The following is a 24,462-nucleotide window of genomic DNA, read 5'->3' on the forward strand; positions in this document are numbered from 1 at the left end:
CCGTGACCGAAATAGTCGTTCAGAACAAGAAGAAACTCGTTCTGGTAACCGGTCGGGCATATCCTGAACTTGCGGAGCAAGTCGCCTTCGAACTCGGTTGCGAGGTCTCGACGACAGACTTGCGAACCTTCGCCAATGGCGAGATTTACGCTCGTTATGACGAAAGTGTTCGTGGGGCCGATGCCTTCGTGCTTCAGTCGCACAGCACCCCCATCAACGAGTGGCTCATGGAACAACTCATCATGGTGGATGCCCTCAAGCGCGCCTCCTGCAAGCGCATCACCGTCGTGGCGCCGTTCTACCCCTACGCCCGTCAAGACAAGAAGGGCCGTGGTCGCGAGCCCATCTCCGCTCGCCTTGTTGCCGACCTTTTCAAGGCTGCCGGCGCCGACCGCATCATGAGCATCGATCTGCACGCGGCTCAGATTCAAGGTTTTTTCGACGGCCCGGTTGATCACCTCTTCGCAATGCCAGTGTTGCTCGAGCACTTCCGCGCTCAGCTCGACCCCGCAACCCTCACTGTGGTCTCACCCGACATGGGCCGCGTGCGCGTGGCGGACATTTGGAGCGAGAAGCTCGGCTGCCCACTGGCCATTATCCACAAACGTCGTGACCCCAAGGTGCATAACCAAGTCACGGTCCACGAGATCGTCGGTCAAGTTGAGGGCCGCGTGTGCCTCATTGTTGATGACCTCATTGACACGGGACGCACCATTGTGAAGGCCGCCGAAGCCCTCAAGGCTGCCGGTGCCATCGGCGTTGTTGTAGCCGCCACGCATGCTGTCTTCTCGGACCCCGCTGTCGAACTTCTTCAATCTGAATTCATCGACCAGGTTGTCGTCACCGATACCTTGCCGGTGCCACCCGAGAAGCGCTTCGACACCCTCACGGTTCTTCCCATCGCCCCGCTATTGGCGCGTGCGATCCAAGAAGTCTTCGGTGACGGCTCGGTTACCTCCATGTTCGAGGGCGCCGCGTAAGGTTCCTTTCCTCCCCAACTCACCTGGAGTCACCCGCATCGTCGCCATCCTTCCGGCGCTGTCTTTTGCCCTAGAATTTGGCTTACGTTGAGCTATGGAAATCACGCACTCTGTTGTATATACTTCTAACGTATACAAGGAGACTCCGATGGTATCCAGCAAGCTTTTTTTCAATAACACCACCCAAGCGGTTCGTCTCCCGAAGGACGTTGCGTTCCCGTCCAATGTTGCTGAAGTGGACATCATTCTGCAGGGCGATGCCCGCATCCTGGTGCCCAAGGGCACCGGCTGGCAGTGGTGGGCACAGCATGGTCCTCGCCTACCCGAAGACTTCAACCTCCACCGTGAAGAATTTCCCCCCGAAAAAGAACCTTCCGACTGGTTCAGCAAGTGAGATTTCTAATTGACTCGGATGTCCTTATCGAGCTTGAACGTCATCGAGCGACATCACTGCTTGAGAGATTCATCGCCAACCAAGGACATCTTGCCGTTTCGAGTATTGGGGTCTCGGAGTTGTTTTACGGCGTTGCTCGATCGCGCTGGCCGCAACAGGCAGAGGCCTCACTGGAAGCATTACTGACCAATCTCTCGGTGCTGAATTTTGACCGAAAGGATGCCGAGCATGCCGCCGACATCCGTGCGGGGTTGCACAAAGCGGGCACTCCGATTGGAACTCATGACATTCTCATTGCGGCGCAGGCGCGCGCGCGGGCCCTCGTTCTCGCCACATCAAATACCAGAGAGTTCGACCGTGTGCCCGGGCTGAGAACAGAGAATTGGTTAACAAACTAATGGGTCCGCCTGTGCAGAGGTGATGAACTCACAAGCCGCTGCCATCGATTTCTAGGCCAGTTCGAGTTCTGCCAATGTGGGGGGATTGCATCCCGCGCGTGAGCACGTGATGGCGCCGACGCGAGCGGCCAGCGTGAGGAGCTCGCGCCACTGGTCGACGGAAACCGCTGCCAGGAGCGCGTCGGCATTGCGCCCCAGAGCACCGCGTTGCTGCAGACCATAGAGTGTTGCCCCGAGGAACGAGTCGCCGGCACCGACGGTATCGACAAGTGCGATGACCGGAGCCGAGACACTGACGGTCTCACCCAGCGGCGTGAAAAGAGTTGCCCCATCGGCGCCGCGGGTCATAATGACATAGTGGCCGTCGGCCGCCCAGACTGCCGCAGTTTCGTCCAGCGTGTGCTCGGGAAACAGCCACGCGAGGTCATCGTCACTGGCCTTGACGACGTGGGCAAGGCGGATTTGGCGGTCAACGCGCAGACGTTCAGTATGACGGTCAAACCCGAGGCCCGGGCGGATGTTGAGGTCAATCACGACGGTTGAGCTCTGCGAGGAATGCAGGCTGGCCGCGAGGTGTTCGATCACGGTGGCTCCAGGGTCGATCGCGGTCGCGAGAGACCCGATAACGATCGCACACGGAGGGGTAACCTTGAGGTTTTCGAAAGCCCCCAGTGTCCACCCCCAGTCAGCGGTCCCCTTGACGTAGAAGCTGTAGGTTGCTTTGCCGTTCTCATCGAGAACAGCGACCGCCAAAGTGGTCGGATCGGCCGTTCGTTCGACGAGAGAAAGGTCTATGGTCTCAGTGGCGAGCCAGGCGTGAAGTTGCTCACCAAAGCCATCCGTGCTCATCCGACCGGCAAAGTTCACGTGCGCGCCGAGACGAGCCAAGGCAATGGAAGCGTTTGCCGGTGCGCCACCTGGCTTGGCTTGGTAGCTGCCATCGGTCTGTTGGATGAGGTCGATCAGCGCCTCGCCAATGACGACTATGCGGTCATCGACTATGAGGCCACCCATTAGTGCGTGCTGGGCACTGCGTCGATTTCGGTGCGGTCACCCGACCACAGGGTGTGGAAGATGCCAGGCATGTCGCTGCGCTTGTAGGTGTGGGCTCCGAAGAAGTCGCGTTGCCCTTGAACAACGGCGGCAGGAAGGCGCGGTGCGCGGAGGCCGTCGTAGTACGACAGTGACGAGCCGAAGGCGGGTACAGGAATTCCGGCGAGGGCCGAGTGTGCCACGACGGTACGCCACGAGGCGAGCGAGCGTGAAACTGCCTCAGTGAAGTATGTGTCGTGCAGCAAACTCAGGAGGTTCGCGTCGGTCGCGTAGGCATCGGCTATGCGATTCAGGAACTGGGCGCGAATGATGCAGCCCCCGCGCCAAATCTTGGACACGGCACCCAAGTCGATCGTCCAGTTGTACTGTTTGGCACCGGCACGAATGGCGTCGAATCCCTGGGCATACGCGACGATTTTCGAGGCGTACAAGGCGCGGCGAACATCCTCAACAAATGCTTCTTTGTCGGTGATATTCCACAAGGTGGCGTCGGCGGGAAGTGTGTGCGATCCGGCGCGCTGGGCGGTCTGCGACGAGAGCGAACGAGCAAATACGGCTTCGGCAATGCCCGAAACGGGAACCCCGAGGTCGAGAGCGGTCTGAACGGTCCACACGCCGGTGCCCTTGGAGCCAGCTTCATCGAGAATGACATCCACCAGGGGCTTGCCCGTCTTCGCATCAACCTGCTTGAGAATTTCAGCGGTAATTTCGATGAGGTAGGACTCGAGCTCACCCGTGTTCCACTGCGTAAAGATGTCGGCAATCTCCGCGGGGGAGAAGCGGCCTGCCTGCCGGAGGATGTCGTAGGCCTCGGCGATGAGCTGCATGTCGGCGTACTCAATGCCGTTGTGAATCATTTTCACGAAGTGACCAGCACCGTCGGTGCCCACGTGAGTGACGCACGGCTCGCCCTCGGCGATGGCAGCTATAGACGCAAGGATGGGGCCGAGCGTCTTGTACGACTCGACCGAACCGCCGGGCATGATGCTGGGGCCTTTGAGAGCACCTTCTTCACCGCCGGAGATTCCCGCACCAACAAAGTGGATGCCGTTTGCGCTGAGGGCCTTTTCACGACGGATGGTGTCGGTAAACAACGCGTTTCCGCCATCCACGATGATGTCGCCCGGTTCAAAGCGCGCAGCGAGTTCATTGATCACGGCATCGGTGCCGGCGCCGGCTTGCACCATGATGAGGGCCGTGCGGGGTGTGGTGAGCGAGGCGACAAAGTCATCAATCGATTCACTGCCAACAAATTTAGCCTCAGGATGCTCTTCGAGGAGAAGGGCGGTGCGGGCAAACGTGCGGTTATAGACAGCAACGCGGTTGCCCTCGCGGCTGGCCAAGTTTCGCGCTAAGTTCGAACCCATGACGGCCAGGCCAACAACACCAATGTTTGCAACGGCAGCAACGCTCACGTAAATCTCCTCAAAAGCAGTCTCTAACACGGGAGTTTTCCCTTGTTAAGCGTAGCGTTTTGCCGGCCGCATCTAGAGCGGGTAGGCTGAGAGTCGAACTTCGGCGAGGGATGCCCGTTGAATCGCAGTTAGTTGCGGTGAGCATCCGTAATCGACGCGGTGGAATGTGGCTCTCGCCTTTTCCTCACGCTGACATGCGTTCGAGTTGAAAACATAATGAGGGGCTACGGCCTCGCAAGAATAGGAGGCCATCATGGCTGAACTCACCAACAAGGTACCCGCCGACGTCCGTACCGAATTTGGCAAAGGCTTCGCTCGCCGCTTGCGCGCAAAGGGCCAGATTCCTGCCGTCGTCTACGGCCACGGTGCCGAAACGGTTCACGTTTCTGTTCCTGCTCACCAAATTGGCCTTCTCCTTCGTAAGAAGAACGCCATCCTTGACCTTCAGATTAACGGCGAGAGCCACCTGGTCCTCGTGAAGGACGTTCAGAAGGACCCCGTTCTTCAGATCATCGAACACCTTGACCTCGTTGCCATCACCAAGGGCGAAAAGGTTCTCGTTGAGGTTCCCATTCACGTTATTGGCACCGCTCAGTCCGGAACTGTTCTCGAGCACGATGTCAAGAGCGTTTCGGTTGAGGCCGAAGCAACCCACATTCCCGAGTTCATTGACGTCAGCGTCGAGGGTGCCCGCCCCGGCTACCGCGTTCTGTTGGGAGACCTCGTTCTTCCTGCCGGCACCACTCTCGTGGGCGACCCCGAGGCTGTTGTCGTTCATGTCAACGTTCCTGATGGCGCCGATTCGGCCGAGTCCGACAGTGAACTTGCTGCAGAAGAAGCCGATGACGCTGCTCACGCAGATCACAAGGACGAGATCCACGCAGAAAAGCACGACGCTGAGAAGGCTGCCGCTCTTGCGGACGCCGAGCTCTCTGGCGCCAACGCCGCCAAATCTGAGTAATTAGCTCTGTCGACAAACACCTGGCTAGTAGTCGGGCTCGGTAACCCCGGGCCCGGCTATGCCAGCCATCGCCACAACGTTGGGCAGATGGCGGCTTCGCAGTTGGCCAGCGACATGAGGGCGACTTTTCGCACTCATAAGGCGAATGCCCTCGTTGCTGAGGGCTGGCTGAAGCCCGGCGGCCCCAAGGTCATTCTGGCGAAGCCCAACACATTCATGAACCTTTCGGGTGGCCCCGTTGCCGCCCTGTTCAAGTTCTATGACATCGAACCTTCGCAGCTAATCGTTTTACATGACGAGCTTGATCTGGATTTCGACGTCGTGCGCATCAAGCATGGCGGCGGTCACGGCGGTCATAACGGCCTTCGCGACATCATCGCGGCCGGTGGCAGTCCCGACTTCACTCGCGTGCGCATCGGTCTCGGACGCCCTCCTGGCCGCCAAGATGCCGCCGACTTCGTGCTGCAAGATTTCTCCAGGAACGAGCGCGAAATTCTGCCGCACATTCTCGCCCATGCAACGGATGCGGTGGAGACCATCGTCGTCGAGGGACTCACGGCCGCTCAGCAACGATTCAACTCGCCGCCGCCCGCACGGGACTAGTCCACCGTTGAGGGCACCTGTTGCCTGAGTGTTGTGGGCCACGTCGAGATCACACGAAATCGGGGTTAACGTGCGAAAAAGTCGGACCACGTGCGATCTCGCCGAAGAAGTTTTCTGCCAGGTCGGATTTCGTGCGGTCTCGATGCGAAGACGGCCTTGCGCTCCGCGGGATAGATCGTGTGGCCCACAAGCAGCTGGGCACAAAGGTATTTCCCTTGGGCGGTTACCACGCCGGGTTTCTCGAGACAGGTTTGGACGGATGAACTTTCCATGGCCGGATTTTCTCACCGACTGCCCGCGACGACCGAGAGCGTAGACTTGGAGCTATGGTATTTCAGGGTTTGGCGCGCGCCCTCTCGCGTACCCCCACCATTGAAAAAGCTCTCGATTACGCCACGCGTGACGGTGATTTCTCTCTCGTCGAGGGGCTCAATGCGCCGCTGATTGCGGCACTTCTCGAGGCACGTCAGAGCGCCGGCAAGCCGCCCGCGTTGCTGGCGATCACGGCCACGAACCGTGAGTCAGAGCGCCTCCGCGCCGCCCTTTCGAGCCTGATGCCGCATGCCGAACTCTGCGATTTTCCGGCGTGGGAAACGCTGCCCCACGAACGTCTAAGCCCCAGTCCCGAGATTGTCGGTCACCGTTTTGATGCTCTGCGCCGCATGGCGAAGTGGAACGGCGAGCACCCCTTCATTGTTGTGTCCTCGGTGCGCGGTGCGCTGCAACCCATCGCCGATAACTTAGGCGATGTTGAACCTATCGAGCTGAGTGTCGGTTCGCGTGGCCACGACCTGGTTGAGCTCTCTCGGTCACTGGTGGATCTGGCCTATGCCCGGGTCGACATGGTCACGCGCCGTGGGGAGTTCGCCGTGCGCGGCGGAATCCTCGATGCATTCCCGCCCGTCGCCGAGCATCCGTTCCGCATCGATTTCTTTGGTGATGAGGTCGACAGCATTCGCGCCTTCTCAGTCGCCGATCAGCGCTCGATCGACGGCGACATCACCGACGTCGTGCTGGCCCCGAGTCGTGAGCTGTTGCTGACCGAACCCGTGCGTCAGCGCGCCCGCGAGATGCAACACGAATTTCCGGCCATGGCCGCCATGCTCGCCAAGGTGGCCGAGGGTATCCCCGTCGAGGGAATGGAGTCGTTGACCCCGGCTCTGGTCGACCGTCTGGTTCCGATGACGCACTATTTGCCGGCCGGAACCGCAGTGGCGCTTCTGTCGCCTGAGCGCGTTGCCACGCGGGCCATCAATTTGACCGAGACGAACCGCGAGTTTCTCGATGCAGCGTGGAACGCGGCCTCGGAGGGTTCGAACTCGCCGATTGACCTGTCTACCGGTGACTTCTTGACGGTTACCGAGTTGCGTAACGGCATTACGGATGCCCCCTGGTGGACCTTCAGCGGTTTCCAATCGGGGCCCGCACCGCTTCCGGAGGAGCTCGATCTCGACGAAATTCTGACGGTGCGCATCGACGCGGATCCCGTGCCGAGCTTTGCGGGCAACGTAGATGGCGCCGTCACACACGTTGCTGATTTGCTGACGCTCGGATGGTCGGTTGTTGTTGCCGCCGAAGGACATGGCCTCGTGGAGCGCGCTGCGAGCGTGCTGGCCGAAGTGAATCAGGCCGGTCGCATTGTGCATGAGCTGCCCGAGAAGATGGAGCCCGGCGTGGCCTATCTCGTTCAAGCCTCGGTCGAAAGTGGTTTCGAACTTGCCGAGGCCAAAATTGCGGTCATCAGCGAAGCCGAGTTCTACGGTCGGTCCTCGAGCTACGACGCCCGGCAGCCACGCAAGCTTGCCAGCCGTCGCAAGAATGTCGTCGATCCCCTGCAACTCGTGAACGGCGACGTCGTCGTGCACGAGACCCACGGAATCGGCCGTTTTCTCGAACTCGTGCAAAGGGAGACCACCGGTGGTGGTCGCAATCCCATTAAGACCACCCGCGAGTATCTCGTCATTGAGTACGCCCCCAGCAAACGAGGGTACCCCGGGGACAAGCTCTACGTCCCCACCGACCAGCTCGATCAGCTCACCCGTTACGTCGGAGGGGAAGCTCCGCCGCTCTCCAAGATGGGCGGCAGCGACTGGTCGCAGGCCAAGTCCAAGGCGCGCAAGGCCGTGCGCGACATCGCGGTTGAGCTCGTTAAGTTGTACTCGGCCCGCATGGCCAGTCGCGGTTTCGCGTTCAGCCCGGATACCCCGTGGCAGCGTGAGCTCGAAGAGGCGTTCCCGTTCATGGAGACCCCCGACCAGCTGACCACCATCGACGAGGTCAAAGCGGACATGGAGCGGCCGATCCCCATGGATCGCCTCATCTCTGGAGACGTTGGTTTCGGCAAGACGGAGATTGCGATCCGCGCCGCGTTCAAGGCGGTGCAGGACGGCAAGCAGGTCGCCATGCTCGTGCCGACCACGCTGCTCGTGCGTCAGCACATGGAGACCTTCGCCGAACGTTTCGCCGGGTTCCCCGTGCACCTTCGCCCGCTCAGCCGTTTTCAGACGGAGAAGGAGTCCAAAGAGACCCTTGCCGGAATGGAGGATGGCACGGTGGATGTCGTCATCGGTACGCACCGCCTCCTTTCCGAGAAGATCAAGTTCAAAGACCTCGGGCTCGTCATCATCGATGAGGAGCAGCGCTTCGGTGTTGAGCACAAGGATTCGCTCAAGAAGTTGAAGACCAACGTCGACATCCTGGCAATGAGTGCCACCCCGATTCCGCGCACGCTGGAGATGGCGGTCACGGGCATCCGCGAAATGTCGACCTTGGCCACACCGCCCGAGGATCGTCATCCCATCCTCACCTTTGTGGGCCCGTATTCTGAGAAGCAGGTCTCGGCTGCTATCCGTCGCGAGCTCCTGCGCGAGGGGCAGATCTTCTTCGTGCACAACCGCGTCTCCAGCATCAATCGCGTGGCCGCCCAGCTGGCCGAACTTGTGCCTGAGGCCCGCATCGGCGTAGCCCACGGGCAGCTCAGCGAGCACAACCTCGAACGTGTCATCGTCGATTTCTGGGAACGCAAGTTCGACATTCTCGTCTCGACCACCATCATCGAGACCGGTCTCGATATTGCCAACGCCAATACCCTCATCGTGGATCGCGCCGACAAATATGGTCTGAGTCAGTTGCACCAGTTGCGTGGCCGAGTGGGTCGTGGCCGCGAGCGCGCCTACGCGTATCTCTTCTATGACGACGGCGCGCCGCTCACCGAGACGGCCCACGATCGCCTCACCGCGCTCGCCGCCAATAACGAACTCGGCGCCGGTATTCAGATTGCCCTCAAGGACCTCGAGATACGTGGCGCCGGAAACCTGCTGGGCGGCGAACAGTCCGGTCACATCGCGGGCGTCGGCTTCGACCTGTACCTCCGCATGATCGGCGAGGCCGTCTCTGTCTTCCGCGGCGACGTCGCCGAGGGTCAAACCGAGCTACGCCTCGAACTTCCGGTTGATGCCCGCATCCCCGAAGATTACGTCGACAGCGAGCGCCTGCGCCTCGAGGCCTACCAAAAGCTCTCGGTGGCCAGTGGCCCCAATTCGCGTGACGAACAGATCGATCAGGTTCTGGATGAACTTACCGACCGCTACGGTGAGCCCCCTGCTCAGGTGCACAACCTCATCCAGGTATCTCGCCTGCGCCGTCGTGCCCACAAGTCGAGCCTTAGTGAGGTGGTGGTCATGGGGTCCAACTTGCGCGTGACCCCGGCCGACTTACCGGATTCGATTCAGGTGCGGCTCGCCCGCATGTATCCGGGCGCCAAGTACATGGCAGCCGCGCGCGTCATCGCGCTCCCACTGCCAGCCGACGGTGACCTCATCGCCTGGACCGCCAACTTCCTTGACGCTATTTTCCCTTTGCCTTCCCCAACGCCTTCGCCGCAGCCTTAGTGTTGCGGTAATGCTTGGCCCGCCACACCACGAGGCCACCACCGATAACAATAGAGATTGCTGAGCCGACCAGCACGCCGAGCACTCCTTCGTCGCTGAGATGGGGTGAGTTGGTGAAAGCAAGCTCGTTCATCAGCAGAGAGACGGTGAAGCCGATACCAGCTACGGCAGCAACCGTTACGAGATCCCAACCGAAAACGCCTGCTTCGGGCTTGGGGAGGCCGGCGGCGGCGGCCTGTTTGACCGCGTGGCGGTGAATGAAAAACCAGACGGCTGATCCCGCAATTGTGACACCGATGATCTTTCCCAGCGGCAGGGCAATCGCAATTCCCCAGAACACGGGGCTCAGGTCGGCCAACGGAACGTTGGGAATGACGACGAGCGCTGCCGAGAAAGCAAATAAGGGCAAGACGATTGCGTTGGTGAAAGGTTGCAACGCATGGGCTGCCTTGCGGGCGATGCTGGGGCGCAAGACGAGGCCGAGCGCGACGCCGGCGATTGTGGCGTGGACGCCGGAAGTGAGCACGAAATACCACGTTGCAAGAGCCAGAAGCACGAGTCCAATGTTGCGCAAAGTCTTGGCCTTCTTGACGCGTCCCAGGCGCCAGAATGCCAGGATGCAGACTACCGAGGCGATCAGCGCGGCAGTGTTGGTACCCTCCGTGAAGAACAAAGCGATGATGGCAATGGCGATGAGGTCATCGAGAACCGCGAGGGCAAGGAGAAACGCCCGCACGCGAGTGGGGAGTCCCCGTCCCACGAGGGCGATGAGTCCGAGAGCAAACGCGATGTCGGTCGCCGTGGGGATAGGCCAGCCGACAGCGAAACTCGGTCCGGCGATGAGGATAAAGAGCAGGGCAGGCACAATCACGCCACCAACAGCGGCGATTCCCGGAGCAAGGGCGCGTTGGAAGGAGTTCAGTTCTCCGTTGGTGAGTTCGTAGCGAAGCTCGACCGCAATGATGAAGAAAAAAATGACGAGGAGGCCGTCGGTCACCCAGTGGGAGACGCTCAGGTCTAAGCCCAAGGCGCCAATCCCCAAATGAGAGCCAAAGAGGTCAAGAAGCCCTGGCCCGGCGATAGAGTTGGCCAGCACGAGTCCGAGGACAGCAGCCCCGGCCAGCGAGAGTGCTGCGTAGCGTTCGGACCTAAAAATATTGCGCTTTGAGCTGCTGGACATGTCTCCAGCCTAGGGCTGACGCGCATGGAAATCCTGTCAAGAGGCCCCGACAAAGGCATGCCACCGAAGAAAGCTGATACCCTGGGGGGTATACTAAAGTTTCCCATCAAATTAAGGAACGTCTATGTGTCGCCAAGTCACCTGCCGCAAGTGCGGAAAAGCAAGCTGGGCCGGTTGCGGTCAGCACGTCAACGAGGTCATGCGGGGAATCCCCAAGGCCAAGCAATGCCAAGGTCATGCCGATGACCCTGTTGAACCTGGTTTCTTCGCACGCCTCTTTGGCGGCAAAAAGTAAGAGTTTTACGCGTCTGCGCGCGCGTGTTTTTCCAGAAATGAGTAGACCTCAATGTCGTCGACCCCAGGAAACCGGCCGGTTGGCAAGGGAGAAAGCACATGCGCATGCATGCGTGCGCTCGGCCAAACTTTGCCTTCCCAACGGCTGGTGAGTTCGCCGCCGGGGAGCCGACAACACCCCACTGAGGGACACGTTGACACCTGACGGTTGGTGGTATCGCGCCCGCGAAAGAACTGGGCTTCGTCAAAGGGGACGCCGACGCTGATGGAGAAGTCCTCGCCTGCACCGGTGCCGGTCTGGGTGGTATCCCAGAAGGTGCCCGCGGGAGTGTCGGTGTATTGGTAGAACTCCGTGGTGCGATTTGTGCGCTCAAACGCGATCCGTGACGGCCACTTGCGGCACACCACTTGGCCCTCGATGGATCCCGTCGGGTCGGAGGCGAAATCAATGCCGTCGTTCTCATAGCCCCGAAAGATACCGCCGTCATCATTCACCCTCAAGAAGTGAGTAGTGAGCCCGAGATATTTTGTAGCGAGGTTGGTAAAACGCAACGCTGCTGCTTCGTGGGTGACCCCGAAGGCATCCCGAAAATCTTCGATGGCAATGTTGCGATCCTTCTTCGCCGCTTGCAAAAACGCCACCGAGCGGGCACGGGGCATGAGACAGGCTGCGGCAAAGTAGTTGATCTCCAAACGCTGCTTCAGAAATTCGGCGTAGTTGACAGGCTTCTCGTGCTCGAGCACGCGGTGAGCAATCGCCTGCAGAGCCATGGCACGCAGACCGTGCCCACCCGGGATGGAGGCGGGAGGCAGATAAATGCGACCGTTCGCCAAGTCAGTGACACTGCGCGCGGAGTTGGGAAGATCATCCACGTAAATGAGGGTAAAACCGATGCGGGCTGCCATCTCGGTCACGGTTCGGTGCATAAGAGCCCCAACCTCGTGACCGCTTTGGCGAACCATGTCTTCGGCTAACGCGTCAATCTCGGGCAAGTAGTTATTTTGTTCCCGCATTTTCTGCTGAAGTTCGGTGTTGGCGCGCCGTGCCTCCTCGGGGGTGGCAATGGCATCCCGCGCACGTCGCTCCATTTCGCGGTGCAACCCGACGATTGCTTCCAGCGCCTCGTTGGGCAAAGTCTTGGTGTTTCGAACCTGGGGGAGCCCAAGATCGGAATAGAGAGCACCCCGTTGCAGGCGGTCGAGTTCGATCTCTAGCTCCGAGCGGCGGTCGGGGGCCTCGGTGCTCAGCAGATCGGCGATCGAGACTCCCAGCGTTGCCGCCAGAGCGGTGAGCAGGGAGAGCTTGGGCTCGCGGCGCCCATTTTCGACCAGCGACAGTTGACTGGGGACGACCCCCACACTGTCCCCGAGCTGTTCCAGGGTGAGGCCCGCCGCCGCCCGAAAATGACGGATGCGTTTACCCAAAACCAAGAGGTTAGTTTCCATTTCTTTACCATATGCGAAAAAGCCCGAATATTTCCACTCAATTCCAGGGTCGGACCCACGGTCGCGGGGCAATAATCGAATTACCACCAAATATTCTTCCCTTACTTGTGACGATATGACGTGGGGATGAGACAAAGGAGACTCTTGTGACTATGACTGATGTGAATAAGACCGTTTCAAATGCTGATTCGTCCGTGACACTGGGCCAGAAAGTCCCCGTTACGACGCGGCTGAACGCCCCCGAGTTCGTCACCAACCGTGCCCTTCTGCGCTGGATCAGCGACATCGTTGTCCTCACCAAGCCCGAGAACATTCACTGGTGCGATGGGTCCGACGCCGAATGGACCGCACTCACCGCCGAGCTCGTGACCGGTGGCGTCCTGATTCCCTTGAACTCCGAACTTCGTCCCGGCAGTTTTCTCGCCCGGAGCGACCCTGACGATGTCGCCCGCGTCGAAGACCGCACGTTTATCTGCTCCGTTAACGAAGCGGATGCCGGCCCCACCAACAACTGGCGCGACCCTGACTCCATGAACGCCGAACTCAAGGTTCTCTTCGACGGCAGCATGCGCGGCCGCACCCTCTACGTTGTTCCCTTCTCCATGGGTCCCTTTGGCGGCCCCATCTCGCAGGTCGGCATCCAGATCACGGATTCGCCTTACGCCGTCTTGAACATGCGCATCATGACCCGCATGGGATTCGACGCCCTGGCGCAAATTGACGACAAGACCCCCTGGGTTCCCGCCGTTCACTCCGTAGGTCAGCCTTTGGTTGATGAGAGTGGCTTGCGTATTGCCGACTCTGCTTGGCCCTCCAACTCCACCAAGTACATTTGTCATTTCCCTGAGACCCGTGAAATCTGGTCCTACGGATCCGGCTACGGCGGAAACGCCCTTCTGTCAAAGAAGTGCTTCGCGCTGCGCATCGGTTCCTACATGGGCCTGCAGGAAGGGTGGCTCGCTGAGCACATGCTCATCCTCAAGCTCACCAGCCCCGAGGGCAAGGCGTACCACGTTGCCGCCGCGTTCCCCTCGGCTTGTGGCAAGACAAACCTCGCCATGCTGCGCCCCACCGTTCCCGGTTGGAAAGCCGAGACTATCGGTGATGACATCGCATGGCTTCGCCCCGATGCGGATGGCCGGTTGCGCGCCATCAACCCCGAGGCCGGTTTCTTTGGTGTCGCTCCTGGCACCGGCGAGATCACGAACCCGGTCGCCATGAGCACCGTGTGGGGAAACACCATCTTCACCAACGTTGCTCTCACCGACGACAATGACGTGTGGTGGGAGGGCATGACGGAGAAGACCCCGTCGCACCTCATCGACTGGCGCGGCGAAGACTGGACCCCCGATTCCGGACGCCCGGCAGCTCACCCTAACTCGCGCTTCACGGTTCCCATCCAGCAGTGCCCCACACTGGCCGATGACTGGTTTGAATCTGCCGGAGTTCCGCTCGACGCCATCATCTTTGGTGGCCGTCGTGCCACCAACGTGCCTCTCGTCGCAGAGGCTTTCAGCTGGCAGCACGGCGTCTTCATTGGCGCCACCGTTTCGAGCGAAAAGACCGCCGCGGCCGAGGGCACCGTGGGGGAGCTTCGCCGCGACCCTTTCGCCATGCTTCCCTTCTGCGGCTACAACATGGCTGACTACTGGGGTCACTGGTTGGCTCTCGGCGAGAAGATGGGCGCCAACGCTCCCAAAATCTTCCAGGTCAACTGGTTCCGTAAAGATGATGACGGATCCTTCATGTGGCCCGGATTCGGCGAGAACTCAAGAGTCCTCGAGTGGATCGCTCGCCGTGTTGACGATGAAGCGCACGCCACCATCGGGGCCGTCGGTCTCGTTCCGTCTCAGGGCAGCTTGAACGTTGAGGGCCTAGACCTTAACGATGAGGTGCTGGGCAAGCTCTTCGAGGTCAACGAAAAACTGTGGCTCGACGAGTGCGATCTCACCGAGGAATTCTTTGACCAGTTTGGTGACCGGCTACCTTCCGAGCTCACCACAGAATTGGCTGACCTGCGCGGGCGTCTCTCCGCGTAGCTTCAGTCAAAGCCGACTTCGGTCGGATGTACCGCCCGCGTCCGCAGTCTCTCGGATGCGGTGAGATGATGGGGCTGAACATCTGGAGGGAACCGATGACCAGCCCCATCATCTCCGCACCACTCGGCGGAGCCGAATTCGCTACCGAGCTCGACGAACTTGTCGCCGTCATGGCGCGCCTTCGGGGCCCCGGCGGTTGCCCGTGGGACGCGGAACAAAGCCACGAATCGCTCGTGAAGTACCTCGTCGAAGAAACCTACGAACTCATCGACGCGATCGAATCCGGGAGTCGCGAGGAGCTCCTCGAAGAACTCGGCGATGTGCTCTACCAAGTACTTTTTCATGCCGATCTAGCCAGCAACACGCCCGGCGAAGAATTCGACATTAATGATGTTGCTGCTCAAATGACCGCCAAAATGGTTGGCCGGCATCCGCATGTTTTTAGCGATGCCTCGGCCGATACCTCTGATGACGTTATGGCCGTCTGGGACGACCTGAAGCGCGTGGAGAAACCGGGCCGCACCTCGACTCTCGACGGCGTTCCGCAGGCGATGCCCGCACTGGCCTTGGCCGACAAGATTTTGGGCAAGGCCGAGAAAATTGGCATCGTGGACATCGGTGGCCCCGCCCCGTTCCCCGTCGAAACGGAAGCGGAATTGGGGTCTGTACTGTTGGCGATTGTCGCCTCAGCCAGAACCCAGGGGCTGGATGCCGAGCGGGCCCTGCGCAACACACTGCGAGGACTCCAGGCCGAGATTCGCGAGAGCGAAGTGGGAGAATAGCCCCATGGCTCGTGACGTTTCCCCTCCCCGCGGTATGCGCGATTTCCTTCCCGCCGAGAAAGCTAAACGTGAGCGGGCGTTGCGCATCATTCGTGAGGCCTATTCTGCGCATGGGTTTGACGAGATTGAAACTCCCGTGGTCGAAGACTTTGATCGCCTTCACTCCGGCCTCGGTGGCGATAACGAGAAACTTGGGTTCAGCGTTCTCAAGCGCGGCCTCACCCATGGCGACCTTTCTGCTGCCGCAGCATCCGGCGACGCCCATGCCCTTGCCGATTTGGGGCTGCGTTTCGACCTGACGGTTCCTTTGGCGCGCTTCTACGCCAGTCACCGGGCCGAGTTGCCCACCGTTTTTCGGGCCATCCAGATCGCCCCCGTGTGGCGAGCGGAGCGCCCCCAAAAGGGTCGGTACCGCCAGTTTGTGCAGTGTGACATTGACATTATTGGTGAGGCGAGCCAACTGGCCGAAGTCGAGCTCATCAGCGCTACCGCCTTCACCCTGGCCGCCCTCGGTCTCACGGGGTGCACAATTCGGGTCAACGATCGACGCATCCTGACCGGCATTTTGCACTACTGCGGATTCGCCAAGGAACGCTTTGCCCAGGCTCTAATTTCGATCGACAAGCTCGACAAGATTGGTGCTCCGGGCGTCGTTGCTGAACTCGCGGAGTTTGGGGCCGATTCGGCGGCCGTCCTCGGTGGACTGCTCAAACGCATTCAGCCACAGCTCGCTGGCGGGGGAGTCCCTCTGACGACACCCGGAATTTTGAGTGTTTTGCCGGATGGCATCGATCCGGATGCGGTGGCTGCCCTCGAGACGTTGGCCAACGCTCTCACCGGTTTGCCCGAGGGCGTCGAGGTTCGCTTCGACCCCACCCTGGTTCGCGGCATGGGCTACTACACGGGCACGATTTTTGAGATTGCCCATCCCGCGTCCGGTAGTTCGATCGGCGGCGGCGGTCGTTATGACGGCATGATCGGTCGATTCCTTGGTCAGGATGTCCCCGCTGCCGGGTTCTCCATTGGGTTCGAGCGGATTGTCGACCTGATCACGGTCGACGAAACCGCGATCGGTGAATCCATCGTGCTCGTGCACGACATCGATGTCGCGCTGACAACACTCATCGCTCTCAAGAACGAGTTCATCGCTCGCGGTGTTCGCGTTCGCCTCGAAAAGCGTGTCAAGAATGTCACGCCCCTCTTGGAGCGTGCGCGCATTGCCGGTTTTGACAGCTTTGCCTTTGTCAGCGCGGAGGCGTCGGATGCGCAAAGCCTTCTCGTGAAGCCTTTGGCCTAGCCGCCCGTCGTTTCTGGGTGCTCGGATGTGGCTCGCGTAGAATTGTTGTAATTCCCTCTCATGTATTTTCAGTGAAACACCTATGCACAAGGAGAAAACGTGGCTATCATTGACGCCATCGGCGCCCGTGAAATTCTCGACTCTCGTGGCAACCCCACGATTGAAGTTGAGGTTCTTCTCGAAGATGGCGTGCTTGCGCGCGCCGCTGTTCCCTCGGGTGCCTCCACCGGTGCTTTCGAAGCCTACGAACTGCGCGACAACGACAAGAGCCGTTACCTGGGCCGCGGTGTGCAGAAGGCTGTAGCTGCTGTCATTGACGAGATTGGCCCGGCACTCGAGGGCTATGACGCCAGCGATCAGCGCCTTATTGACGCCATGATGATCGAGCTCGACGGTACCGAGAACAAGCAGCGCCTCGGCGCAAACTCTATTCTTGGGGTGAGCCTCGCTGTTGCCAAGGCCGCCGCGGACTCGGCCGATCTTCCCCTCTTCCGCTACCTTGGCGGCCCGAATGCGCACACTTTGCCCGTTCCCCTCATGAACATTGTTAACGGTGGCGCTCACGCTGACACCGGTGTCGACATTCAAGAATTCATGGCCGTTCCCCTCGGTGCCGAGTCATTCTCTGAGGCGCTTCGGTGGGGTGTGGAGGTTTACCATTCCCTCAAGTCGCTGCTGAAGACCAAGGGATTCTCCACGGGCCTTGGCGACGAGGGTGGCTTCGCCCCCGACCTGCCCAACAACCGTGCGGCTCTTGAATTCATTGTTGAGGCCATCGAGCAGGCCGGCTTTAAGCCGGGTACCGACATCGGCCTCGCGCTTGACGTTGCGGCTACCGAGTTCTTCCACGACGGCGCTTATTCGTTCGAGGGCAAGAAGCTTTCGGCTGGCGAACTCACCGCGTACTACGCCGACCTCGCCGCATCGTTCCCCTTGGTATCCATCGAAGATCCTCTCGACGAGAACGACTGGGAAGGCTGGACGCACCTGACCGCCCAACTCGGTGACAAGCTGCAGATTGTGGGCGACGACCTCTACGTCACCAACCCCAAGCGCCTCGCCGATGGAATCGCTAAGAAGGCCGGTAACTCCATCCTGGTCAAGGTCAACCAGATTGGAACCCTCACCGAGACGCTCGACGCTGTGGCGCTGGCTCAGCGCAACGGCATGAAGGCGATTTTGTCGCACCGCTCCGGTGAGACCGAAGACACCATGATTGCTGATCTTGCTGTGGCAACAGATGCTGGTCAGATCAAGACAGGTGCTCCTGCCCGCAGCGAGCGCGTTGCTAAGTACAACCAGCTCCTGCGCATCGAGGAAGAACTGGATGAGGCTGCGTTCTTCGCCGGTCGCACCGCCTTCCCTCGTTTCACGGCCTAGGCTTAAAAAGAATCTCACAACAATGGTGAAAAACTCACGCCTGACAAAGGTGCCGGTGGCGATGGCCGTCGGCACCAATAAGGCGGGAGTCTGGCTCGGCAGCATTCGACTGTCGGGCTTCACCATGTTGATCATGGGGCTCACGCTTCTCGGAGTTTTGATTCTGGCCCCTCAGCTGCGAATCCTGATCGAACAGCGGCAACAAATCGCGGATTTGACCGCGATCAGCACATCGACTCAGACCGAGCTGGATGATCTGACCAAGCAGCGCGCACGTTGGGATGACCCGGCCTATGTACGCGCCCAGGCTCGCGACCGGCTCTATTACGTCATGCCCGGGGAAATCAGTTATCTCGTCATCAATGACGTCACGCTGGACCCCAACAAGCGGGTGCAAGAAACAAGCGAATTGAAAAACACCAACAACGATTGGGTTGCCGGATTGCTGGGATCGTTCCTCGTGGCGGGTCTGGGCACGCAAACCCCCGCGGAGCTCACGCCGACCTTCCCCGCGCCCACCGGAGGCTGACATGCGACCCCCTTTTCCTACTCCCACGGCCGAAGACATTCGTCTGGTCTCAGCCCAGTTGGGTCGTCTCGCCCGTGATGTCATTGGTATTCCCGCCCGGTGCGTGTGCGGCGCCCCCACCGTTGTTGCCACGGCGCCCCGTTTAGCCGATGGCACGCCTTTTCCCACACTGTATTACCTGACCCACCCCGCCGCGACGGCTGCCATTTCAGAGCTCGAAGCAACGCAGGTGATGAACGAATTCTCCCAAGTCTTGGCCGAGGATGAAGCGATGCAGGCGGCATATTTGCTCGCTCATGAGACCTATATTGCCGATCGCGAGAGCATCCTTCTCGTTCCCGAGCTGGAGGGAATCTCGGCGGGCGGAATGCCTGTGAGGGTCAAGTGTTTGCATGCCCTCGCGGGGCATTCACTCTCGGTTGGCCCAGGCATTAACCCCATTGGAGACCTAGCGCTGGCCCGCTGTTCCTGGACCCCGACCGTCTGCCAATGCTTGGTTTACGACGCATGATTGTGCGCAAGCGACTGGTGAGCGTGGCACTCGCTTTCTTGGCTGTCATCCCTCTTACGCTGGGGCAGGCGTTGCCCGCGCAAGCCGACACGATTCGCGGCATGGAGTACTGGCTCAGTACCTATGGATTTTATGACGCATGGAACGTCACGCGCGGCGGCGGCGTCGTTGTCTCTGTCATTGACTCGGGAATTGGCAATGTCGCTGACCTCGGTAATGCCGTCATCGGCGGTGCAGACTTCTCGGGAATCGGTTCTCCCGACGGTCGAACTCCAATCGGGGCATCCCCCGATCACGGCACCCTCGTGGCGTCACTACTCGCCGGGCGTGGCACGGGCGCGAATGCGGGTGTCATCGGCGCGGCTCCCGAGGTGTCACTGCTCTCGGCGTCCGTTGCTTTAGGGGTCGCGACCGATATCTCCTCGGACGATCAAATCGCGCAGGCCATTCGTTGGTCAGTTGATAACGGAGCGACCATCATCAACATGTCGCTCACCCGAAATTCTCTCGAGTGGCCTCGTAGCTGGGATGACGCCTTTTTATATGCCTTTGACCATGACGTGGTCATTGTGGCGGCGGCCGGCAACCGGGGCACGGGCACCGAAGAGGTCGGTGCTCCCGCCACAATCCCGGGGGTGCTCACCGTCGCTGGGCTCGACGCCAACGGCGAGGCAAGTTACGACGCTTCGAGCCAAGGCATCACCATTGGGGTCGCTGCCCCTGGTGAGCAACTGGTGGGGGTTGCCGCGTCTGGTCAGTACATGACATGGTCTGGATCCAGCGGCGCAACGCCGCTGGTTTCCGGGCTGGTGGCTTTGGTGCGGGCTTCGCACCCTGGGCTCGACGCCGCGAATGTGATTCAGCGCGTGCTCGCAACGGCTACCCCGGTCGGTGCTGTGCCGAGTCCCACCTATGGGTACGGGATCATCAACGCTGGCGCTGCTGTCTCGGCTGACGTCCCTGCGGTCGAGGCAAACCCCCTTGGCGATTTGGCACAGTGGATTCACCTCTATCGCCGGGCGGAATCAACGCAGGCCCCCACACCCGATTCGACAGTGACGGCTACGCCGTTGCCGCTCCCTGATGAATGGTCGCAATTTTCGGGGGCCCCGACACTGTTTCAGAGCACAAACCTCGCGCTCCCGTTAGCGTTTCTCCTAGGATTCGCTACGCTTATAGTGCTGGGAAGCATTGGCGTTATCCGGCGCGTTCGTTCTGTTCCAGATGTCCCTGAGACGGAAGACATCGAAGACGAACCAAATACACCCCCTGTTCTGTGACTGGAGACATTTCCCTGTGCCCAAGATTCTGATTGTTGGCGGCGGTTACGCTGGTTTTTACACCGCGTGGAAGCTCGAAAAATTACTGAAAAAAGGCGAAGCCGAGGTCACCATTGTTGACCCCCTTCCCTACATGACATACCAGCCGTTCCTGCCTGAGGTCGCTGCCGGTTCGATCGAGCCGCGTCACGCTGTTGTTGCTCACCGCTCCCACCTCAAGACCACGCGCATCATCGCTGGCAAGGTCACGGGTATTAACCACGCGACATCGTCTGCGACGATTCTGCCCAACGCTGGGGAGAGCTTCACTCAAGGTTATGACCACGTGGTCTTCACTGCTGGCGCTGTTTCTCGTACATTCCCCATCCCTGGAGTCGCCGATGAGGCTATTGGCCTCAAGACCATTGAAGAAGCGATCGCAGTTCGCGACCGGATTCTCGGCAACTTCGATCGTGCCGCCCAGCTGCCGGCCGGCCCCGAGCGCGAAAGACTCCTGACGGTTGTTGTTGTCGGTGGCGGTTTTGCTGGGATCGAGATTTTCGCTGAGTTGCGTTCACTCGCCAGCGACCTCATCAAGAGCTACCCCGAACTCGAGTTCGCGGACACCCATTTTCACCTCATCGAGGCAATGGGCCGCATCATGCCCGAAGTATCGCTGAAGACCAGCCACTGGGTTCTCAAAAACCTCGACGAGCGCGGCGCGACCGTTCACCTGGACACCCAGCTGAAGTCGGCCAAGGACGGCATCATCGAGCTGTCCACCGGCGAGAGCTTCGCTTCGGACCTCATCATTTGGACCGCCGGCGTCATGGCGCATCCCATCTTGAAGAACACAGATTTCCCGCTGGACGAGCGTGGACGCCTGCGCCTGCGCGCCGACCTTCGCGTTGAAGGCGACGAGGGAATCCTCGAGGGCGCCTGGGGTGCCGGCGACGCTACAGCGTGCCCCGACCTCTCCGGTGGTGGCGTAGGCGGTTTCTGCGTTCCCAACGCTCAGCATGCCGTTCGCCAGGGAAAGTTGCTGGCAAATAACCTTGTCGCCGCCCTTCGCGGCGAAGGCCCCACGGACTACCTCCACAAGAACCTGGGAGCCGTTGCTGGCCTCGGCCTCAACGTGGGTGTCTTCCAGTCCGGAAAGCTTGCCATCACTGGCTGGCCCGCTTGGATCGCTCACCGCGGCTACCACGGTCTCGCTATGCCTTCCTTCGAGCGCAAGTTCCGGGTAGCAGGCGGCTGGTGGAACAACTTCTGGCTGGGCCGCGACATTGTCTCCCTCGAAGCCCGCGAGACTCCTCGCGTCGCCTTTGAAGAATTCGCGTCACGCCCTAAGTAATTTTGGTGTCTATGTAAAGGGGGGGGGCCTTCGGGCCTCCCTTTTACATTGCTACTCTTGCAAGGCACGCCCCCATAGCCCAACCGGCAGAGGCAGACGACTTAAAATCGTCACAGTCTGGGTTCGAATCCCAGTGGGGGCACCATTTTATCGCGGCAAAAACCGGAAATTGCTTAAGTGTGGCTTTCTGCACCCGGTTCCTGACGTGGAGTCTTCGTAACGAACTCTGTCCATATTGAGTCTGCTCGCAGCGGACGTTGATAGGTAATTCATAGAACTTTCACTGCTTATACACGGTCTCGGGGGCAGATAACAGCACTAAATGCATATTTGCCGCCGCGGCCTGCTTATGTGGCCTTATATTTAGCAACGGAGCTGTACCACCTTTAGGAACTTGTAATTGAGACTTCTGGTGTGGCCGAAGTTCCACTTTGTGACACTCCGTGGTGTCACAAAAGTTTCTTAACGAAGTCGATTAGGCATCGTCCAATTTCTAACGCCGTCACGACAACTTAGGGGCTATCACAGGTGTTTCACTTTTCGCATCTGACTGTTCGCCCTGTTCATGGATCGCATAAACAGTGTCTGGCTACCGCGACGACAATCGTCGCCGTCATCTCGACCTTATTGGCCATTATGAATCCGTTGGCTTCGTCAGCCACCGACGCAGCGGGCGACATTTACTTGGGAACGGCCTCGGCCTATTCCTCTATCTCGGCGGGTGCTTTGACGGTCGGTGCGGGTGCCGACGTAGCTGGAAGCGCCGTGGTTGGTCCTGGTGCTTCTTCGACGACGGGCGCTGGAGCCTCAGTGGGCGCCGCGGTTGCCGGCGTCGGGCAAGCACGAGCAGATCTTGAAACAGCCTATGCGGAGGCCGCTTCACGAACAGCGACGGCCTTCTTTGCCGGCGATATTATCAGCACGACGTTCGTCCCTGGCGTCTATCGAGCAACAGCCGCTATTGCGAACACTGGAGTGGTGACACTCGATGCACTGAACAATCCCGACGCCGTTTTTATCTTTCAAATTGGAGCCGCATTCAATAGCGCTGCCTCGACTTCGGTTGTGCTCATCAACGGCGCTCAGGCTCGGCATGTTTACTGGCAGGTGCTCGGCGCCGTAAACATCGGAGCCGATGCGACATTTGCGGGAACAATTCTCGCAAATGGTGCCATTGCGGTCGGTGCGAATACTGTTATTTCCGGCCGAACGCTTTCGACGTCGGGCGCCGTTTCATTGGGTGCGGGAATGGGAACGCTCGGCGTTCCAGAAATTTCACTCTCGAACAGCCCGAGCCCTTCTGATCTTGTGTTTGATGGCGAAACAATTACCTACACTTTTGTTGTTACCAACAGCGGCAACGTCGCCCTGACCGTTCCACCGATTGTGGTCAATGGCGTCCCGGGTATTTCCACTATCTCCTACGTCTGGTCGGGGGATCCCGGAATTCTGTTGCCCAAAGAGTTTGTTGTCGGAACGGCCACATACCTGGCGACATTCAACGACGCCGTTAAACGGTACGCCACGGCTACAGCCGGCGTCGTGGGAACGAGTTCCACACATATCATGGTCATTGCAACTCAGACCAAAACAGTTGTGGTCTGGCCTATTCCGGTCGTCGACGCCGTTACCGTTTTGCAGGGTGCCGCAACAACTTTTGATGTCCTCACGAACGACCAGACCCTTCCGACTGGCGTTGGCGTCTCTCGCACGCAGCTCACCTCTCACCCACGAGCAATCGGTGAAGCGAAGACCACGATACCGGGTGCACCTATTTTCGGCAGTGTGAAGTGCTCAGATGCGGGGGAAACTCGGGGTTTCTGCACGTACAAGTCATCAGAGTTGTTTACCGGAACGGACGGGTTTGATTACTCTGTTTCTCAACTAGGTCGCTCGTGGAATGTTCACGTGACAGTCACTGTCTCGGCTGTTGCGGTCGCCCCACTAACGCGCGCCGACCGCGCCGTCGTTACCACTGGCGGCCCCACCATAGTGATTGCGCCGTTGGCCAATGACACGGACGGTGGCCCGGGCACCCTTGTTATCACCTCAGCCGATATTCTTTCGCCAAGCCAAGGTGTTCTTACGTGTTCGAGCGCCAGTTGTACTTACATTCCCCCAACCTCCGGTTTTGTCGGGCCAGTCGTAGCAAACTACATTGCCGCTGATCAGTCGACTGAGGGAGTGAACGGTCCGACTTCTTCAGCTAGCATCACCATATTTGTGGATGCCGCGGCTCTCATTCCGCAAGGTTTCACCAGCTATCCTAGCGCCGTTCCAACCGTTGCCGCTGGTGACTGGTCAGAGAGCGCTGTTGTGGCACCGCCCATTTCGAGTTGTCTCAGTGGGCGACCGCAGGCCTCTCTCTCCTGGACGGAAAACTCTCGAGCTACGTCGTGGACTATTCAACGACGAAACATACCTCGAAGCCCGGGGGCAGCTCCATCCGGCTGGACGAGCATAGCTATCCTGCCAGGCGCTGCAACCTCATTCCTCGATGATCGTGTCGGGGAGTCCAATGACTTCCAATATCGAGTCCGTCCGGACTTGTATCGCTGGGAGGGCGTTTTCTCAGGCGCCAGCACCTCATCGACAACACCCGATGCTGTCAGCGCGGCTGGCTGCTAGCACGGTCAACTGCGAGAAGCAGTTTCTCAGATTTTCGCCAAGAAATGGCGAGAGCATCATCACTGGCCT

The 24,462-nt window shown here is 59.7% G+C and carries 19 protein-coding genes and 1 tRNA gene; 16 read left to right on the forward strand and 4 right to left on the reverse strand.

Annotated elements, in window-relative coordinates:
* Nucleotides 1-2: 2 nt before the first annotated feature.
* The 3 genes from FB555_RS00715 to FB555_RS00725 all read left to right on the forward strand — a co-directional run bounded on the left by FB555_RS00715 (nt 3) and on the right by FB555_RS00725 (nt 1,772).
* Complete coding sequence (locus FB555_RS00715; RefSeq protein WP_182483535.1) at nt 3-980, forward strand: ribose-phosphate diphosphokinase; 978 nt, start codon at nt 3-5, stop codon at nt 978-980.
* A gap of 148 nt (nt 981-1,128) precedes the next feature.
* Entirely contained in the window at nt 1,129-1,374 is a 246-nt protein-coding gene (gene vapB / locus FB555_RS00720; protein ID WP_182483536.1) for a type II toxin-antitoxin system VapB family antitoxin, read from the forward strand.
* Nucleotides 1,371-1,772, forward strand: coding sequence for a PIN domain-containing protein (locus FB555_RS00725; RefSeq protein ID WP_182483537.1), 402 nt, complete (start codon nt 1,371-1,373; stop codon nt 1,770-1,772). Before vapB ends, FB555_RS00725 begins: the two co-directional genes overlap by 4 nt.
* 51 nt (nt 1,773-1,823) lie before the next feature.
* Here the strand turns inward: FB555_RS00725 and FB555_RS00730 are convergent, their stop codons facing one another.
* On the reverse strand, nt 1,824-2,786 hold the full coding sequence (locus FB555_RS00730; protein ID WP_182483538.1) for a carbohydrate kinase family protein: 963 nt from the start codon (nt 2,784-2,786) through the stop codon (nt 1,824-1,826).
* Complete coding sequence (gene gndA / locus FB555_RS00735) at nt 2,786-4,270, reverse strand: NADP-dependent phosphogluconate dehydrogenase (protein ID WP_425485568.1); 1,485 nt, start codon at nt 4,268-4,270, stop codon at nt 2,786-2,788. Before gndA ends, FB555_RS00730 begins: the two co-directional genes overlap by 1 nt.
* Nucleotides 4,271-4,493: 223 nt before the next feature.
* Here gndA and FB555_RS00740 point away from each other — a divergent pair, with 223 nt between their 5' ends.
* From FB555_RS00740 to mfd, 3 genes are all read left to right on the forward strand, one after another.
* Nucleotides 4,494-5,201 carry a 50S ribosomal protein L25/general stress protein Ctc gene (locus tag FB555_RS00740; protein ID WP_182483539.1) on the forward strand — a complete coding sequence of 236 codons (708 nt, stop codon included), beginning with the start codon at nt 4,494-4,496 and terminating at the stop codon, nt 5,199-5,201.
* A 6-nt stretch (nt 5,202-5,207) separates the two neighbouring features.
* Nucleotides 5,208-5,804, forward strand: a complete 597-nt coding sequence (gene pth / locus FB555_RS00745) for an aminoacyl-tRNA hydrolase (RefSeq protein ID WP_182484226.1) — start codon at nt 5,208-5,210, stop codon at nt 5,802-5,804.
* A 326-nt stretch (nt 5,805-6,130) separates the two neighbouring features.
* Complete coding sequence (gene mfd / locus FB555_RS00750; protein ID WP_182483540.1) at nt 6,131-9,694, forward strand: transcription-repair coupling factor; 3,564 nt, start codon at nt 6,131-6,133, stop codon at nt 9,692-9,694.
* Here the strand turns inward: mfd and FB555_RS00755 are convergent.
* Nucleotides 9,651-10,874: a Na+/H+ antiporter NhaA gene (locus FB555_RS00755; RefSeq protein WP_182483541.1), complete on the reverse strand. Its 1,224-nt coding sequence runs from the start codon at nt 10,872-10,874 to the stop codon at nt 9,651-9,653. The two genes, mfd and FB555_RS00755, sit on opposite strands and share 44 nt — an antisense overlap.
* A gap of 300 nt (nt 10,875-11,174) precedes the next feature.
* Nucleotides 11,175-12,614 carry a helix-turn-helix transcriptional regulator gene (locus tag FB555_RS00760; protein WP_182483542.1) on the reverse strand — a complete coding sequence of 480 codons (1,440 nt, stop codon included), beginning with the start codon at nt 12,612-12,614 and terminating at the stop codon, nt 11,175-11,177.
* 152 nt (nt 12,615-12,766) lie between these two features.
* Here FB555_RS00760 and FB555_RS00765 point away from each other — a divergent pair, with 152 nt between their 5' ends.
* The 10 genes from FB555_RS00765 to FB555_RS00810 all read left to right on the forward strand — a co-directional run bounded on the left by FB555_RS00765 (nt 12,767) and on the right by FB555_RS00810 (nt 24,393).
* On the forward strand, nt 12,767-14,653 hold the full coding sequence (locus FB555_RS00765) for a phosphoenolpyruvate carboxykinase (GTP) (RefSeq protein WP_182484227.1): 1,887 nt from the start codon (nt 12,767-12,769) through the stop codon (nt 14,651-14,653).
* Between the two features lie 95 nt (nt 14,654-14,748).
* A complete protein-coding gene (locus FB555_RS00770; protein WP_182483543.1) occupies nt 14,749-15,435 on the forward strand; it encodes a nucleoside triphosphate pyrophosphohydrolase in 687 nt (228 codons plus the stop codon).
* 4 nt (nt 15,436-15,439) lie between these two features.
* A complete protein-coding gene (gene hisS, locus FB555_RS00775; protein WP_182483544.1) occupies nt 15,440-16,732 on the forward strand; it encodes a histidine--tRNA ligase in 1,293 nt (430 codons plus the stop codon).
* A 99-nt stretch (nt 16,733-16,831) separates the two neighbouring features.
* Nucleotides 16,832-18,112 (forward strand): phosphopyruvate hydratase, encoded by a 1,281-nt coding sequence (gene eno / locus FB555_RS00780; protein ID WP_182483545.1) that lies wholly within the window; start codon nt 16,832-16,834, stop codon nt 18,110-18,112.
* A gap of 22 nt (nt 18,113-18,134) precedes the next feature.
* The gene (locus FB555_RS00785; protein ID WP_182483546.1) at nt 18,135-18,641 is read left to right on the forward strand and encodes an FtsB family cell division protein; all 507 of its coding nucleotides are present in this window, start codon (nt 18,135-18,137) and stop codon (nt 18,639-18,641) included.
* A 1-nt stretch (nt 18,642) separates the two neighbouring features.
* On the forward strand, nt 18,643-19,152 hold the full coding sequence (locus FB555_RS00790) for a DUF501 domain-containing protein (protein ID WP_182483547.1): 510 nt from the start codon (nt 18,643-18,645) through the stop codon (nt 19,150-19,152).
* Nucleotides 19,149-20,432, forward strand: a complete 1,284-nt coding sequence (locus FB555_RS00795) for a S8 family serine peptidase (protein ID WP_246323491.1) — start codon at nt 19,149-19,151, stop codon at nt 20,430-20,432. Before FB555_RS00790 ends, FB555_RS00795 begins: the two co-directional genes overlap by 4 nt.
* A 16-nt stretch (nt 20,433-20,448) precedes the next feature.
* On the forward strand, nt 20,449-21,765 hold the full coding sequence (locus FB555_RS00800; RefSeq protein WP_182483549.1) for an FAD-dependent oxidoreductase: 1,317 nt from the start codon (nt 20,449-20,451) through the stop codon (nt 21,763-21,765).
* A 68-nt stretch (nt 21,766-21,833) separates the two neighbouring features.
* Nucleotides 21,834-21,910 (forward strand) — tRNA-Leu (locus tag FB555_RS00805).
* A 383-nt stretch (nt 21,911-22,293) separates the two neighbouring features.
* Nucleotides 22,294-24,393: an ice-binding family protein gene (locus FB555_RS00810; protein ID WP_182483550.1), complete on the forward strand. Its 2,100-nt coding sequence runs from the start codon at nt 22,294-22,296 to the stop codon at nt 24,391-24,393.
* Nucleotides 24,394-24,462 lie beyond the last annotated feature (69 nt).

It is taken from the genome of Alpinimonas psychrophila (assembly GCF_014137865.1).
Classification (GTDB): domain Bacteria; phylum Actinomycetota; class Actinomycetes; order Actinomycetales; family Microbacteriaceae; genus Alpinimonas; species Alpinimonas psychrophila.

Excerpts from the sequence above, each read along its gene's own strand:
- vapB (WP_182483536.1), top strand. The coding sequence starts at position 1,129 with ATGGTATCCAGCAAGCTTTTTTTCAATAACACCACCCAAGCGGTTCGT.
- FB555_RS00730 (WP_182483538.1), bottom strand. The coding sequence starts at position 2,786 with ATGGGTGGCCTCATAGTCGATGACCGCATAGTCGTCATTGGCGAGGCG.
- FB555_RS00740 (WP_182483539.1), top strand. The coding sequence starts at position 4,494 with ATGGCTGAACTCACCAACAAGGTACCCGCCGACGTCCGTACCGAATTT.
- mfd (WP_182483540.1), top strand. The coding sequence starts at position 6,131 with ATGGTATTTCAGGGTTTGGCGCGCGCCCTCTCGCGTACCCCCACCATT.
- FB555_RS00755 (WP_182483541.1), bottom strand. The coding sequence starts at position 10,874 with ATGTCCAGCAGCTCAAAGCGCAATATTTTTAGGTCCGAACGCTACGCA.
- FB555_RS00760 (WP_182483542.1), bottom strand. The coding sequence starts at position 12,614 with ATGGAAACTAACCTCTTGGTTTTGGGTAAACGCATCCGTCATTTTCGG.
- FB555_RS00765 (WP_182484227.1), top strand. The coding sequence starts at position 12,767 with ATGACTGATGTGAATAAGACCGTTTCAAATGCTGATTCGTCCGTGACA.
- FB555_RS00770 (WP_182483543.1), top strand. The coding sequence starts at position 14,749 with ATGACCAGCCCCATCATCTCCGCACCACTCGGCGGAGCCGAATTCGCT.
- hisS (WP_182483544.1), top strand. The coding sequence starts at position 15,440 with ATGGCTCGTGACGTTTCCCCTCCCCGCGGTATGCGCGATTTCCTTCCC.
- FB555_RS00785 (WP_182483546.1), top strand. The coding sequence starts at position 18,135 with ATGGTGAAAAACTCACGCCTGACAAAGGTGCCGGTGGCGATGGCCGTC.
- FB555_RS00790 (WP_182483547.1), top strand. The coding sequence starts at position 18,643 with ATGCGACCCCCTTTTCCTACTCCCACGGCCGAAGACATTCGTCTGGTC.
- FB555_RS00795 (WP_246323491.1), top strand. The coding sequence starts at position 19,149 with ATGATTGTGCGCAAGCGACTGGTGAGCGTGGCACTCGCTTTCTTGGCT.